Source organism: Variovorax paradoxus (genome assembly GCF_030815975.1).
Taxonomy (GTDB): domain Bacteria; phylum Pseudomonadota; class Gammaproteobacteria; order Burkholderiales; family Burkholderiaceae_C; genus Variovorax; species Variovorax paradoxus_N.
In genome coordinates this window covers 2,871,239-2,885,051 of sequence record NZ_JAUSXL010000002.1, presented here as the reverse complement: position 1 = coordinate 2,885,051, position 13,813 = coordinate 2,871,239, and the positions used below count along the sequence as shown (strand labels likewise).

Here is a 13,813-nt window from a genome sequence, read left to right as displayed (position 1 = left end):
GCATGGAACACGCACCCGCCTGGCTGACCAGCAGCCTGATCTACCTGGGCGCCGCCGTGCTGGTGGTGCCGCTTTCCAGGGCCCTGGGCCTGGGCTCGATCATCGGCTACCTCGTGGCCGGCATCGCCATCGGCCCGTGGGGGCTGGGGCTCGTCTCCAGCGTGGAGGACGTGCTGCATTTCGCCGAGTTCGGCGTGGTGCTGATGCTGTTCCTCGTGGGGCTCGAACTCGAACCCAAGCGCCTGTGGAACCTGCGCCGGCCGATTTTCGGCTGGGGCGCGGCGCAGGTGCTGAGCTGTGCCGCGGTGCTGTTTGCCGTGGGCTGGGCCGTGGGTGCCGAATGGCGCGTGGCGCTGGTGGCGGCGCTCGGCCTTGCGCTCTCGTCCACGGCCATTGCGCTGCAGGTGTTCGGCGAACGCAACCTGCTCCGGACGCCGAGCGGCCAGGCGGGCTTCTCCATCCTGCTGTTCCAGGACGTGGCGGCCATCCCGATCCTCGCGCTGCTGCCGCTGCTGGCAGGCGCCACGGCAGCCGAACAGTCGCTCAGCGGGCTGGACCGTGCACTGGAAGCGCTGAAGATCGTCGGCGTGATCGCCGGCATCATCCTTGGCGGCCGGCTTGCCCTGCGCCCCCTGCTGCGCTGGATCGCGCGCAGCGACACGCCCGAGATCTTCACCGCCGCCGCGCTGCTGCTGGTGGTGGCCATCGCGGCGCTGATGCAGTTCGTGGGCCTGTCGATGGCGCTGGGCGCCTTCCTTGCCGGCGTGCTGCTGGCGGAAAGCGAATACCGGCGCGAACTCGAAACCGACATCGAGCCCTTCAAGGGCCTGCTGCTGGGCCTGTTCTTCATTGCCGTGGGCATGTCGATCAACTTCGGCGTGCTGATTGCGAGCCCGGTGCTGATGGCGCTGCTGGTGGTCGGCTTCATGGCCATCAAGCTGGCCGTGATCTACGCGCTGGCCAAGGCGATGGGCCTGGCCTACCAGGAGCGGCCGGTGTTCACGCTGCTGCTGGCGCAGGGCGGCGAGTTCGCGTTCGTGGTGTTCCAGGCCGCGGGGCCCGATGTGCTGCCGCCCGAAATCACCTCGCTCCTGATCGGCGCGGTGGCGCTGTCGATGCTGCTGTCGCCGCTCTTGCTGGTGCTGCTCGACAAGTTCGTGCTGCCGCGCTACAGCCGCAGCAACGGCCCGCAGCTGGAAGAAATTTCCGAGCAGCAGGACGCCAAGGTGCTGATCTGCGGCTTCGGCCGCTACGGCCAGATCGTCGGGCGCATGCTGATGTCGCAAGGCCTGCGCGTGACGGTGCTCGACCATGACGCCGACACCGTCGAAGGCCTGCGCCAGTTCGGCTTTCGCGTGTTCTATGGCGACGCCACGCGGCTCGACCTGCTGCGCACCGCGGGCGCCGGCACGGCCAAGGCCATCGTGGTGGCGGTGGACGACATCGAGCAGTCGCTCGAGATCGTCGACCTCGTGAAGGAGCACTTTCCGAAGGCCCGCATCATCGCGCGTGCCCGCAACGTGAACCACCTCTTCCAGCTGCGCGACCGCGGCGTGACGGATGTGGAGCGCGAGGTGTTCGAGTCGTCGCTGCGCAGCGCCCGCTCGACGCTCGAGGCGCTGGGCTGGCCGGCGCACGAGGCGCGCGAGTCGGCCATGCGCTTTCGCCGCCGGAACCTGAAGCTCAGCGACGAGATGTACCCGCACTACAAGGACCGCGCCAAGCTGATCGCGGCCAACAAGGCGGGCCGCCAGCAGTTCGAGGAACAGATGGCGCGCGAACGCGAAGAGCGGCAGCGCCGCTCGGGCCGCGACTGGGAGCGGATCGGGGAAGAAGAGGAAACGAAGAAGGAAGAAGCCGACGGGTAGTCAGCCCTCCAGCTTCAGCAGCCGGACCGCATTGCCCTTCAGGATGCCCGGCATCACCTCGGGCTTGAAGCCCGCGGTCTCGAAGTCCTTCATCCAGCGGTCGGGCGTGATCAGCGGGTAGTCGCTGCCGAACAGGATGCGGTCCTTCAGCAGCGTGTTGGCGTACTGCACCAGCTGCTTCGGAAAATACTTGGGACTCCAGCCCGACAGGTCGATCCAGACGTTGGGTTTGTGGGTGGCCACGCTCAATGCCTCGTCCTGCCACGGGAAGCTGGGGTGCGCCATCACGATCTGCATGTCGGGAAAGTCGATGGCCACGTCGTCCAGGTGCATCGGATTGCTGTATTCCAGCCTGAGGCCGCCGCCGCAGCGCATGCCCGAGCCGATGCCGCTGTGGCCGGTGTGAAAGATGGCCGGCAGCTTGTGCTCGGCGATCACCTCGTACAGCGGCCAGGCCATCTTGTCGTAGGGGTGGAAGGCCTGCACCGTCGGGTGGAACTTGAAGCCCTTCACGCCGTGCTCCTCGATGAGCCGGCGCGCCTCTCGGGCGCCCATCTTGCCCTTGTGCGGATCGATGCTCGCGAAGGCGATCATCATGTCGCTGTTCTTCTGCGCGGCCTCGGCGATTTCTTCGTTCGGAATGCGGCGGCGGCCCATGTTCGATTCGGCGTCGACCATGAACATGACAAGGCCGATCTTGCGTTCGCGGTAATACGCCACGCTCTCGGCAATGGTGGGCCGGCCGCTGGAGCCGAAGTACTTGTCGGCGGCGCGGTCGTATTCCTCGCCATAGTTGTCGAACGGGTTCCAGCAGCTCACTTCGGCGTGGGTGTGGATGTCGATCGCGATCAGGTTCTGGTGGTCCATGTGGTTGTCTCCAGTACGGGTAAGTCCCTAGGAATCGGGGGGTTCAGGTGCCTTGAATTGATTATTTATCATAACCATAATCCAACTCACACACGAATGCAATCATGACCAATCCCGACCTCCAACTCGACATCCGCGGCGACGTCGCCATCGTCCGCCTGACGCGCGGCGCCAAGCGCAATGCGCTCTCGGACAGCCTGATCCTCGCGTTGCGCAACACCTTCGAGGCCCTGCCGGCCACCGTGCGCGCCGCGGTGCTCGATGGCGAAGGCCCGCATTTCTGCGCCGGCCTCGACCTGAGCGAGCTGAAGGAGCGCGACGCGGGCCAGGGCATGCAGCACTCGCGCCTGTGGCACGGCGCGCTCGACCTGATCCAGCACGGCCCGGTGCCGGTGATCGCCGCGCTGCACGGCGCGGTGGTGGGCGGCGGCCTGGAGCTGGCGAGCGCCTGCCACATCCGCGTGGCCGACCGCAGCACCTTCTATGCGCTGCCCGAAGGCTCGCGCGGCATCTTCGTGGGCGGCGGCGGCTCGGTGCGCATTCCCAAGCTGATCGGCGTGGCCCGCATGACCGACATGATGATGACCGGCCGCGTCTACAACGCCGAGGACGGCGAGCGCGCCAACTTCGCGCAGTACCTGGTCGATGAAGGCACGGCCTTCGACAAGGCTTTCGAGCTTGCCAAGCGCGTGGCCACCAATGCGCCGCTGACCAACTACGCGCTGATGCACGCGCTGCCGCGCATCGCCGAGCAGTCGGCCGACCATGGCTTCTTCACCGAGGCGCTGATGTCCGGCATCGTGCAGGCCGCGCCCGAAGCCAAGGAGCGCGTGCGCGATTTCCTCGAAGGCCGCGGCGCCAAGGTGAGCAAGGGATGACCACCGTTCGATACCGTCCGCTGGCCTTCGGCGTCACCCGCGCCGTGCTGCGCGAAGGCGCACCGGGCGCGCAATACCTGAAGGCCGAAACGCGGCTCGCGCCGTATCGCGACCGCATGACCGACCGCCTCGCGCACTGGGCCGAACAGGCGCCCGAGCGCACCTTCATCGCCCGCCGCGAACGGCTGGCCGACGGCAGCACCGGCGACTGGCAGCGCGTGAGCTACGCCCAGGCGCTGCAGAAGGCGCGCAGCATCGGCCAGGCCCTGCTCGACCGCGGGCTGAACGCGGAGCGCCCGGTCGCGATCCTGAGCGAAAACGGTATCGAACACGCGCTGCTGGCGCTGGGCTGCCTCTATGCCGGCGTGCCCTATTGCCCGGTGTCGCCGCCCTATTCGATCGTGAGCCAGGACTTCGAGAAGCTGCGCCATGTGCTGGACACGCTCACGCCGGGCCTGGTGTTCGCGGCCGATGCCGCACGCTATGGCCGCGCCATCGCAGCCGCAGTGCCTGCCGAAACCGAAGTCGTGCTTGCCGAGGGCAGGCTCGAAGGCCGCGCGGCCACCTCGTTCGATGCGCTGGCTGCCACGCCGGCCACGCCCGCCATCGACGCCGCGATGCGCGCCACCGGCCCCGACACCATCACCAAGTTCCTCTTCACCTCGGGCTCCACCAAGATGCCCAAGGCGGTGATCAACACGCACCGCATGTGGTGCGCCAACCAGCAGCAGCTGCGCCAGTCGATTCCCGCACTGGGCGAGGAGCCGCCGGTGCTGGTCGACTGGCTGCCGTGGAACCACACCTTCGGCGGCAACCACAACGTGGGCATCGTGCTGGACAACGGCGGCACGCTCTACATCGACGACGGCAAGCCCACGCCCGGCGGCATGGCCGAGACGCTGCGCAACCTGCGCGAGATCGCGCCCACCATCTACTTCAACGTGCCGACCGGCTTCGAGGCCATTGCGCACGCCATGGAAACCGATGCGGTGCTGCGCCGCAACCTGCTGTCGCGCGTGAAGATGTTCTTCTACTCGGGCGCCGCGCTCTCGCAGCCCGTGTGGGACAGCCTGCACCGCACGCAGGAGTCCGAAGTCGGCGAGCGCATCGTCATGGGCACGGGCCTGGGCATGACCGAATCGGGGCCCTTCGCGCTCTACGTCACCGGCCCCGAGGTGAAGTCGGGCGACGTGGGCCTGCCCGCGGCCGGCATCGAGCTCAAGCTGATCGAGGTCGACGGCAAGACCGAGGTGCGCTACCGCGGCCCCAACATCACGCCCGGCTACTGGCGCGCGCCCGAGGCCACCGCCGAGGCCTTCGACGAAGAGGGCTTCTTCTCGACCGGCGACGCGGTGAAGTGGATCGACGAGCAGAACATCCACCGCGGCCTGCGCTTCGACGGCCGCATCGCCGAGGACTTCAAGCTCGCCACCGGCACCTTCGTGAGCGTGGGGCCGCTGCGCGCCAAGATCATCGCGGCCGGTGCGCCCTACGTGCAGGACGCGGTGCTGACCGGCATCAACCTGAAGGAAGTCGGCGCGCTGGTCTTCCCTACGCAGAAGGTGCGGCAGCTGGCCGGCCTGCCCGAAGGCGCATCGATGCAGCAGGTGCTCGAAAGCGCGCCGGTGCAGGCGCACTTCCAGCAAGTGGCCAACGAGCTGGCGGCCATGGGCACCGGCAGCGCCAACCGCATCGCGCGGCTCTACCTGATGGCCGAGCCGCCTTCCATCGACAAGGGCGAGGTGACGGACAAGGGCTCCATCAACCAGCGCGCCGTACTCAAGCACCGCGCCGGGATCGTCGAGGCGCTGCATGCCGACACCCTGCCCTTCACCCTGAAGCCCCGCTGAACCCATCCAGGAGACACACACCATGAAGATCGAAGGACAAGCCGCACTCGTGACCGGCGGCGCATCGGGCCTCGGCGAGGCCACGGCGCGCGAACTGGCACGCCTGGGCGCCAAGGTGGCGGTGCTCGACCGCAATGCCGCGCTCGCAGAGAAGGTGGCTGCCGAGATCGGCGAAGAATTTGGCGTCGGCTGCGCCGTGGCTTGCGTCTGCGACATCACCGACACAGAGAGCGTCAATGCCGCGCTCGACAAGGCCGCCGCCGCGCATGGCGCCGCGCGCATCCTCATGAACGTGGCCGGCATCGGCAGCGCCAAGCGCATCGTCGGCAAGGACGGCAACCCGGCGCCGCTCGAAGACTTCGTGCGCGTGGTCAACATCAACCTGGTCGGCGGCTACAACATGGCGCGCCTGTTCGCGGCGCGCTGCGCGAAGCTCGAGGCGCTCGACAACGGCGAAAAAGGCGTGATGCTCTTCACCGCATCCGTCGCCGCCTTCGACGGCCAGGTCGGCCAGCAGGCCTACAGCGCCTCCAAGGGCGGCCTCGTCGGCATGACGCTGCCGATGGCGCGCGACCTTGCGCAGCATGCGATCCGCGTCTGCACCGTGGCGCCGGGCCTGTTTGCCACGCCGCTCCTGATGGAGCTGCCCGAAGCCGTGCAGCAGTCGCTGGCCGCATCGATCCCGTTCCCGCCGCGCCTGGGCAAGCCTTCGGAATTTGCCGAGCTGGCTTGCCACATCGTGACCAACGGGCACCTGAACGGCGAAGTGATCCGCCTCGACGGCGCCCTGCGCATGGCGCCGCGCTGATTTTCAGCCCCAGCAAACAGCCCCAGAAAACAAGGAGACAACACCATGACCAACAGACGCCAATTCGTGCAGGCACTCGGCGGCGCAGCCGCGCTCGGCGCCCTGCATCCGCTTGCCGCACTCGCCCAGGCCGTGCAGCAGGCCAAGATCTACTACGGCTTTCCGGCCGGCAGCGCGGGCGACAGCGTGGCGCGCCGGGTGGCCGAGAAGCTGGGCGACACGCCCTATTCGAAGATCAACGCGGTGGTCGAGAACAAGCCCGGCGCGGGCGGGCGCATTGCGCTCGACACGCTCAAGGGCTCGCCGGCCGACGGCTCGGTGCTGTGCCTCGCGCAGGCCTCGGCGCTGTCGACCTACCCGCACATCTACACCAAGCTGAGCTACGGCCTCGCGGACTTCGCACCGGTTTCCATCGGCGCCGTGATGACGCACGGCTTGGCCGTCGGGCCGATGGTGCCGGCCAGCGTGAAGACGCTGAAGGACTACATTGCCTGGGCCAAGGCCAACGCCGGGCAGGCCAGCTACGGCTCGCCGGGCGCTGGCTCCACGCCGCACTTCCTGGGCGCGCTGCTGGGCCTGAACACCGGCACCGACCTGCGCCATGTGCCCTACCGCGGCTCCCTGCCGGCCATCAACGACGTGGTGGGCGGGCAGATCGCCTCGAGCATGACGCCCGTGGGCGACTACCTGCCCTTCGCCAAGGCCGGCAAGCTGCGCGTGCTCGCCACCTCGGGCGCGCAGCGTGCCGCCTACCTGCCCGACGTGCCCACCTTCACCGAGCAGGGCTTCCCGGAAATCGTGGCCGACGAATGGTTCGGCTTCTTCGCCCCGGCCAAGACGCCCGCCGCCGTCATTGCCACGGCGAGCACCGCGATCCAGGCCGCGCTCAAGGACAAGGCCGTGGCCGATGGCCTGCTGTCGGTCGGCCTGGTCGCCCACGGCTCCTCGCCCGAGGACATGAAGAAATCGCTCCAGTCCGAATACGAGCGCTGGGGTCCGCTGGTCAAGAAGATCGGCTTCACCGCCGAGTCCTGATACACCCATGGATTACCGGCCCCGCCCCGAAGACAGCCGCTTCATTCTGAACGCGGTGCTCGGCGCACCTTCGAAGCTGCATGCCTTGGCGCCCTTCGCCGAGGTCGACGAAGCGCTGCAGCAGCAGGTGCTCGATGAAGCGGCGCGCTTCGTGGCCGAGGCGGTGGCGCCGTCGAACCGCGACGGCGACGAGATCGGCTGCCGCTTCGCCAACGGCGAGGTCGCCACGCCACCCGGGTTTCGCGAGGCCTACCAGGCCTTCGTCGATGGCGGCTGGCCCGGCCTGTCGGCCGCGGCGGAGGATGGCGGCCAAGGGCTGCCGGCCGTGCTCGAAGCCATCCTCTACGAATGGCTGAGCGCGGCGAACCACGGCTTCACGATGGCGCCCGGCCTGCTGCACGGCGCCTATGCCTCCCTCAAGCACCACGGCAGCGACGAACTGAAGACCCGCTACCTGCAGAAGATCGCCACCGGCGAATGGCTCGCCACCATGTGCCTGACCGAAGCCCATGCGGGCAGCGACCTGGGCCAGGTGCGCACGCGCGCCGTGCCGCAGGCCGACGGCAGCCTGCGCGTGAGCGGCGGCAAGATCTTCATCTCGGGCGGCGAGCACGACCTGACGCCCAACATCGTGCACCTGGTGCTGTGCCGCATGCCCGATGCGCCCGCCGGCCCCAAGGGCTTGTCGCTGGTGGTCGTGCCCAAAGTGCTGCCCGACGGCACGCGCAACGCGGTGCACTGCGAGCGCATCGAAGAGAAGATGGGCCTGCACGGCAGCCCCACCTGCACGATGCGTTTCGACGAAGCCACGGGCTGGCTGGTCGGCGAGCCGGGCCGCGGCCTGGCCGCGATGTTCGTGATGATGAATTCGGCGCGCCTGCATGTGGCGCTGCAGGGCATCGGCCTGCTCGACGCCGCCTGGCAGAAGGCCGATGCCTATGCGGCCGAGCGCCGCCAGATGCGCGCGCCCGGCGCCGTGCCGGCAAGCCGGGGCGGCGAAGCAGCCGACCTGATCGCCGAGCATCCCGCCATCCGCCGCATTCTCGACACGCAGCGCGCCTGGATCGACGGCGCGCGCACCCTCGCCTACCGCAGCGCGCTGATGCTCGACGTGGCCGCGCACGACGCCGATCCCAAGGCGCGCGAGCGCGCGCAGCGCTGGTGCTCGCTGGTCACGCCCGTGCTCAAGGCCGCCTGCACGCACCAGGCCTTCCATGGCGCGAGCGAATGCCTGCAGGTGTTCGGCGGTCACGGCTACGTGCGCGAATGGGGCATCGAGCAGATCGTGCGCGACGCGCGCGTGACCATGATCTACGAGGGCACCAACGAGATCCAGGCCATCGACCTGCTGGTGCGCAAGGTGCTGCCCGACGGTGGCGCCGCCATGTCGGGCGTGCTGATCGAACTGCGCGACGCGCTCGATGCCTCGCGCGAGGCCGATGCCGACGCGCAGCGCCGGCTCGCGCAGCTGCGTTACCTGGGCACCACCATCGCGATGGCCGCGCATGCCAACCCCGTGCTGCCGTACGAAGTGGCCGACGACTACCTGCGCGCAGTGATGCTCGCGATGATGGCCTGGGCCTGGGCGCGCATCGACGCGGCGTCAGCGGCTTCCTCGGGCGCGGAGCGCGCCGCCAGGGCCGGCCCGGCCGCGGCGTTCCGGCGCTGGGTGCTGCCCGAGTTCGACATGCGGCTGGGCATCGTCAAGCGCGCCTGCGAAGGCCTCGCGATGTCGCACGCCGCCGCGGAACCGCCGGCATCGGCAAACTAGCGACACCCTGCGCAGCCAAGCGCGGTTACGCTCGGGGCATGCCTCGTCCGTCCAAGAAAATTTCCGCAAAAGCAGAGCCGGCCGCCGCGCCGACCGGCAAGCCGGACCGGCTCGACGCCCGCGTGCTGGAGGCCCTGGTCGGCTACAACGCGCGCCGCGCCTGGCTGATCGTGAGCGGCGTGTTCGCCGAGCGCATGGCGCCGTACGGCCTCAAGCAGATCGACTTCTCGGTGCTCTCGCTGCTGGCGCACAACCCGGGCGCCACCTCGCGCCAGCTCTGCAACACGCTCGACATCCTGCCGCCCAACCTGGTGAGCCTGGTCGCCACGCTGGACAGCCGCGGGCTCATCGAACGCAAGCCGCATCCGCACGACGGCCGCGCGGTGGGGCTGCACCTTACCGAAGCCGGCGAACATCTTGTCCGCGAGGCCGAGCAGACCGTGACGCAGCTCGAGGCCGACGCCAGCGCCCGGCTCACTGCGCGCGAGCGCGAAACACTGATCCGGCTGCTGCAGAAGATCTATCTGTAGCCTCGGCTAGAGCCCCCGCTCCACCATATCGATCAAGCGCTGCCCCAGCGCATGGCTGGATTGCGCGTCCATGCCCTTGAGCGGTCCTTCGATGATCAAGAGCGCGAGCCCGTGCACCGCCGACCAGGCCAGGTATTCGGCGTTCGGGCGGCGCGCAGGGTCGAGCGCACCCGCCTCCACCAGCCGGTCGATCGCGGCGCTCAGCAGCTGGAACGGGTCCATGCCGCTCGCGCCCGCGCGCGCCGGCCCCACCTCGCCCTGGGCGTCTTCGGAAGACACCACGAATGCCGTGCGGAACAGGCCCGGCTCGGCCTGGGCAAAGCGCAGATAGGCAGTACCGATGGCCCGCACCCGCGCCCGCGCAAAGTCGACCGGCGGCTGCTCGCGGGGCAGCACCGCCAGTTCCTTTTCCATGGCAATGGCGGCGGCCGACAGCGCCTCCGCGCGCACCGCCAGCAGCAGCTCCCGCCGGCTCGCGAAATGCCGGTAGGCCGCGTTGGGCACCACGCCCGCGCGCCGCGTCACCTCGCGCAGCGCCACCGCCTCGGGGCCGCCGTCGCGCGCCAGCTCGATGCCGGCATCGAGCAGCGCGCGGCGCAGGTCGCCGTGGCGGTAGGTGCTGCGGGCCGCGGGCGAAACGGGGGCTGGCGGGACGATGCGGGGGCTCAATCGGAAATCTCCATGTGGACAGTGTCCATTATGTCTGCTATTCTTTGTGGACGGTGTACACAACTTAGTTATTCCGTATGCGCGCAGGGCTCTGCGCACCCTTTCATCCTCAGTCCAAAGGAAACGCCATGAAAGTCCAGTCCTATCTGTCCTTCGAAGGCCGCTGCGACGAAGCGCTCGCGTTCTACAAGAAGGCGCTCGGCGCCGAAGTCGTGCAGCTCATGCGCTACAGCGAGGCGCCGGAAATGCCGCCCTCGTCCGATGCCGACGCCAGCTGCGGCGGCGCCGTGCCGGCGGCCGACAAGGTGATGCACGCGGTGGTGCGCATCGGCGAGACCGAGCTGATGGCCTCCGACGGCCGGTGCTCGGGCCAGCCGGAGTTCAAGGGCATCATGCTCGCCCTCACGGCCTCCACCGACGCCCAGGCGCGCCAGTGGTTCGATGCGCTGGCCGACGGCGGCCAGGTGATGCAGCCGCTGACGCCGACCTTCTTCAGCTCCAGCTTCGGCATGCTCGCGGACCGCTTCGGCGTGGGCTGGCTGCTGGTGGTGGCGCCCGCCGCCTGAAGAGGGCCCTCGCCAATTCCGGGGACGGCCGCCGCCCGGGCCAGAATCCGGCCTGGCCGCCGTCCGTCTCATTCGCAACTTGAAGGAATCGCTCTTCATGACCGACACACTCGACAACAACCGGAAGCGCTGGCTCGCATTGATGGTGCTGTGCCTCGGCGTGCTGATGATCGTGCTCGACACCACGATCGTGAACGTGGCGCTGCCGTCGATCCGCACCGACCTCGGCTTCACCGAGACTTCGCTGGTCTGGGTGGTGAATGCCTACATGCTGACCTTCGGTGGCTTCCTGCTGCTGGGCGGACGGCTGGGCGACCTGTACGGCCACCGCAGGCTTTTCCTGATCGGCCTCGTGCTGTTCACACTGGCCTCGCTGGCCTGCGGCGTCGCCAACTCGCAGGCCCTGCTGGTCGCGGCGCGCGCGGTGCAGGGGCTGGGCGGCGCGGTGGTCTCGGCGGTGGCGCTCTCGCTGATCATGAACATCTTCACCGAGCCGGCCGACCGCGCCAAGGCGATGGGCGTCTACGGCTTCGTCTGCGCGGGCGGCGGCAGCATCGGCGTGCTGCTGGGCGGGCTGCTCACGAGCACGCTGAGCTGGCACTGGATCTTTCTGGTGAACCTGCCGATCGGCGTGGCGGTGTATGCGCTGTGCATCGCGCTGCTGCCCTCGGCGCGCGGCCACGCCCATGGCGAGAAGCTCGACGTGGCCGGCGCCGTGGCGGTGACGCTGTCGCTGATGCTCGCGGTGTATGCCATCGTCAACGGCAACGAGGCCGGGTGGCAGTCGGCGCAGACGCTCGGCCTGCTGGGCGCCGCGGTGGTCCTGATGGCGCTCTTCATCGCCATCGAGGCGAGGGTTCAGCATCCGCTGATGCCTCTCGCGCTGTTCCGGCTGCGCAGCGTTTCGGTGTCCAACGTGGTGGGCGTGCTGTGGGCGGCGGCCATGTTCGCGTGGTTCTTCATTTCCGCGCTCTACATGCAGCTGGTGCTGGGCTACACGCCGATGCAGATCGGCCTGGCGTTCCTGCCCGCCAACCTGATCATGGCGCTGTTCTCGCTGGGCATCTCGGCCCGGCTGGTGATGCGCTTCGGCATCCGCAGGCCGCTGTCCGTGGGGCTCTGGCTCGCGGCCATCGGGCTTGCGCTGTTCGCGCGGGCGCCGGTGAACGGCAGCTTCCTGGTCGACGTGCTGCCCGGCATGCTGCTGCTCGGCCTGGGCGCGGGCATGGCGCTGAACCCGCTGCTGCTCGCGGCCATGAGCGAGGTGAGCCCTACCGAATCAGGCCTGGCCTCGGGCGTGGTCAACACGGCCTTCATGATGGGCGGCGCGCTCGGGCTGGCGGTGCTGGCCAGCGCCGCGGTCGCGCGCACCGTGTCGATGGAAGCGGCCGGCGCAAAGCTGGCGCTCGCGCTCACCGGCGGCTACAACCTCGCGTTCCTCATCGGCGCGGTGTTCGCGGCCGTGGCGGGGCTGCTCGGGGCCGTGCTGCTGCGCACCGCATCGCCGGGGTCCGCCCAGAACAACGAAGACAACACCAGCAAGGGGTCCGCGGCATCCGCAGGCACGGCCAACCGTGCGGCGGCATCCTGAGGGTCCGCCCGCCGGGCGGCCCCTTTTTCTTTCCTTTCTTCCGTTTATCCCAAGGAGACTCCCGATGGCTCGCTATGTCGATGGCTTCATCGTTCCCATTCCCTCGAACAACGTCGAGGCCTACCGCAAGCTGGCGCGCAAAGCCGGCAAGATCTGGATGGAATACGGCGCGCTGGAATACGTGGAGTGCGTGGCCGACGACGTGAAGCCCGGCAAGCTCACGTCCTTTCCACAGAGCGTGAAGCAGAAGGCCGACGAAACGGTGGCGTTCTCGTGGATCGTCTACAAGTCGCGCAAGCACCGCGACACGGTCAACGCCAAGGTGATGGCCGATCCGCGCATTGCCGCGATGGACCCCAAGACCATGCCCTTCGATGCGAAGCGGATGATCTTCGGCGGGTTCAAGAGCATCGTGGAGTTTTAAGCTCGCCTTCAGGCCAGGAAGCCGTCATAGACGAGCTTGAGGCCGGTGAGCAGCATGCCCAGGTACACGAAGCGATAGAACCATGTCGCATCGATGCGCCGGGCAATGCGAATGCCGACCCACACGCCGAGCGGCGCGAGCGGCATCAGCGCCGCCGAAGTGGCCAGCGTGCGCAGGTCGATCAGGCCGAGCCATGCGTAGGGAATCCACTTGCTCAGGTTCACCACGAAGAAGAAGTACGCCATGGTGGCGGTGAACACCACCGGCTTGAGCCGCAGCGGAATCACGTAGGCATTGATCGGCGGCCCGCCGGCATGCGCAATGAAGCTCGTGAACCCCGAGACCGCGGTGAGCGCCGCGCCCACCGCGCGCGAGGGCAGCGGATCGTCGGGCTTGGGCGGAAACGCCAGCCGCTGCGCAAGGAACAGCAGCGTGAACACGCCGACGATGCCCGCCACGGTGTGGGCCGAGAGTGTTCGGAAAAGCAGCGTGCCGATCACCGTGCCGAGCAGCCCGAAGGGAATCAGGAACTTGAGCAGCGCGCGGTCGAAGTCGTTGCGGAAGGCCGCCAGGCCGAGCAGGTCCATCAGCAGCAGCAGCGGCATCAGGATGGCCGCGGCCTGCGGCACCGTCACCGCCAGCGCCATCAGCGGCACCGCCAATGAACCAAAGCCGGCGCCGAAGCCGCTCTTGCTGATGCCCAGCAGCAGCACGGCGGGAACGGCCACTGCATAGAAATGCGGATCGGTGATGAGGGGAAAGACCATGGGGAAGGAAGCGGCGCAGAAAAAAGCCCGCCGAGTCGGCTGGCGGGCCGTCCGAGCGTAGCAGGATGGCGCGGGCCCTGCAGGTGCCGCGGCACGGCACTTTTTCGGCTCTTGCGGCCATGGGCCATCTTCGGAAATTGTGCGTAAACGCACATACCGGCGCGCGGCGGCTCCGCACACTGGAACCGC

13 protein-coding genes are annotated in these 13,813 nt (G+C 68.6%); 10 read left to right on the top strand and 3 right to left on the bottom strand.

Annotated elements, in window-relative coordinates:
* Positions 1-2 precede the first annotated feature (2 nt).
* Complete coding sequence (gene kefC / locus QFZ47_RS17185) at positions 3-1,868, top strand: glutathione-regulated potassium-efflux system protein KefC (protein WP_307656774.1); 1,866 nt, start codon at positions 3-5, stop codon at positions 1,866-1,868.
* On the opposite strand, the gene QFZ47_RS17180 is transcribed toward kefC, so the two are convergent.
* Positions 1,869-2,735 (bottom strand): amidohydrolase family protein, encoded by an 867-nt coding sequence (locus QFZ47_RS17180; protein WP_307656773.1) that lies wholly within the window; start codon positions 2,733-2,735, stop codon positions 1,869-1,871. It lies immediately after the preceding gene.
* 104 nt (positions 2,736-2,839) lie between these two features.
* Here QFZ47_RS17180 and QFZ47_RS17175 point away from each other — a divergent pair, with 104 nt between their 5' ends.
* Genes QFZ47_RS17175 through QFZ47_RS17150 form a run of 6 tightly spaced genes read left to right on the top strand, consistent with a single transcriptional unit; the run spans position 2,840 to position 9,607 of the window.
* Positions 2,840-3,613 carry a crotonase/enoyl-CoA hydratase family protein gene (locus tag QFZ47_RS17175; protein ID WP_307656772.1) on the top strand — a complete coding sequence of 258 codons (774 nt, stop codon included), beginning with the start codon at positions 2,840-2,842 and terminating at the stop codon, positions 3,611-3,613.
* Complete coding sequence (locus QFZ47_RS17170) at positions 3,610-5,463, top strand: feruloyl-CoA synthase (protein WP_307656771.1); 1,854 nt, start codon at positions 3,610-3,612, stop codon at positions 5,461-5,463. Before QFZ47_RS17175 ends, QFZ47_RS17170 begins: the two co-directional genes overlap by 4 nt.
* A 22-nt stretch (positions 5,464-5,485) precedes the next feature.
* The gene (locus QFZ47_RS17165) at positions 5,486-6,271 is read left to right on the top strand and encodes an SDR family NAD(P)-dependent oxidoreductase (RefSeq protein WP_307656770.1); all 786 of its coding nucleotides are present in this window, start codon (positions 5,486-5,488) and stop codon (positions 6,269-6,271) included.
* Between the two features lie 45 nt (positions 6,272-6,316).
* Entirely contained in the window at positions 6,317-7,306 is a 990-nt protein-coding gene (locus QFZ47_RS17160) for a Bug family tripartite tricarboxylate transporter substrate binding protein (RefSeq protein WP_307656769.1), read from the top strand.
* A gap of 7 nt (positions 7,307-7,313) precedes the next feature.
* Complete coding sequence (locus tag QFZ47_RS17155) at positions 7,314-9,077, top strand: acyl-CoA dehydrogenase family protein (protein ID WP_307656768.1); 1,764 nt, start codon at positions 7,314-7,316, stop codon at positions 9,075-9,077.
* 38 nt (positions 9,078-9,115) lie between these two features.
* Positions 9,116-9,607, top strand: a complete 492-nt coding sequence (locus QFZ47_RS17150) for a MarR family winged helix-turn-helix transcriptional regulator (protein WP_307656767.1) — start codon at positions 9,116-9,118, stop codon at positions 9,605-9,607.
* Between the two features lie 6 nt (positions 9,608-9,613).
* Here QFZ47_RS17150 and QFZ47_RS17145 read toward each other — a convergent pair whose 3' ends face one another.
* Positions 9,614-10,276: a TetR/AcrR family transcriptional regulator gene (locus QFZ47_RS17145; protein ID WP_307656766.1), complete on the bottom strand. Its 663-nt coding sequence runs from the start codon at positions 10,274-10,276 to the stop codon at positions 9,614-9,616.
* Between the two features lie 128 nt (positions 10,277-10,404).
* Here QFZ47_RS17145 and QFZ47_RS17140 point away from each other — a divergent pair, with 128 nt between their 5' ends.
* From QFZ47_RS17140 to QFZ47_RS17130, 3 genes are all read left to right on the top strand, one after another.
* Complete coding sequence (locus tag QFZ47_RS17140; RefSeq protein WP_307656765.1) at positions 10,405-10,842, top strand: VOC family protein; 438 nt, start codon at positions 10,405-10,407, stop codon at positions 10,840-10,842.
* 97 nt (positions 10,843-10,939) lie between these two features.
* Entirely contained in the window at positions 10,940-12,433 is a 1,494-nt protein-coding gene (locus QFZ47_RS17135) for a DHA2 family efflux MFS transporter permease subunit (RefSeq protein ID WP_307656764.1), read from the top strand.
* Positions 12,434-12,497: 64 nt separating this feature from the next.
* Entirely contained in the window at positions 12,498-12,857 is a 360-nt protein-coding gene (locus QFZ47_RS17130) for a DUF1428 domain-containing protein (RefSeq protein ID WP_307656763.1), read from the top strand.
* A gap of 8 nt (positions 12,858-12,865) precedes the next feature.
* Here QFZ47_RS17130 and QFZ47_RS17125 read toward each other — a convergent pair whose 3' ends face one another.
* Complete coding sequence (locus QFZ47_RS17125; protein ID WP_307656762.1) at positions 12,866-13,624, bottom strand: sulfite exporter TauE/SafE family protein; 759 nt, start codon at positions 13,622-13,624, stop codon at positions 12,866-12,868.
* Between the last annotated feature and the right edge of the window lie 189 nt (positions 13,625-13,813).

Excerpts from the sequence above, each read along its gene's own strand:
- QFZ47_RS17170 (WP_307656771.1), top strand. The coding sequence starts at position 3,610 with ATGACCACCGTTCGATACCGTCCGCTGGCCTTCGGCGTCACCCGCGCC.
- QFZ47_RS17150 (WP_307656767.1), top strand. The coding sequence starts at position 9,116 with ATGCCTCGTCCGTCCAAGAAAATTTCCGCAAAAGCAGAGCCGGCCGCC.
- QFZ47_RS17140 (WP_307656765.1), top strand. The coding sequence starts at position 10,405 with ATGAAAGTCCAGTCCTATCTGTCCTTCGAAGGCCGCTGCGACGAAGCG.
- QFZ47_RS17160 (WP_307656769.1), top strand. The coding sequence starts at position 6,317 with ATGACCAACAGACGCCAATTCGTGCAGGCACTCGGCGGCGCAGCCGCG.
- QFZ47_RS17130 (WP_307656763.1), top strand. The coding sequence starts at position 12,498 with ATGGCTCGCTATGTCGATGGCTTCATCGTTCCCATTCCCTCGAACAAC.
- QFZ47_RS17180 (WP_307656773.1), bottom strand. The coding sequence starts at position 2,735 with ATGGACCACCAGAACCTGATCGCGATCGACATCCACACCCACGCCGAA.
- QFZ47_RS17125 (WP_307656762.1), bottom strand. The coding sequence starts at position 13,624 with ATGGTCTTTCCCCTCATCACCGATCCGCATTTCTATGCAGTGGCCGTT.
- QFZ47_RS17165 (WP_307656770.1), top strand. The coding sequence starts at position 5,486 with ATGAAGATCGAAGGACAAGCCGCACTCGTGACCGGCGGCGCATCGGGC.
- kefC (WP_307656774.1), top strand. The coding sequence starts at position 3 with ATGGAACACGCACCCGCCTGGCTGACCAGCAGCCTGATCTACCTGGGC.
- QFZ47_RS17155 (WP_307656768.1), top strand. The coding sequence starts at position 7,314 with ATGGATTACCGGCCCCGCCCCGAAGACAGCCGCTTCATTCTGAACGCG.
- QFZ47_RS17135 (WP_307656764.1), top strand. The coding sequence starts at position 10,940 with ATGACCGACACACTCGACAACAACCGGAAGCGCTGGCTCGCATTGATG.
- QFZ47_RS17175 (WP_307656772.1), top strand. The coding sequence starts at position 2,840 with ATGACCAATCCCGACCTCCAACTCGACATCCGCGGCGACGTCGCCATC.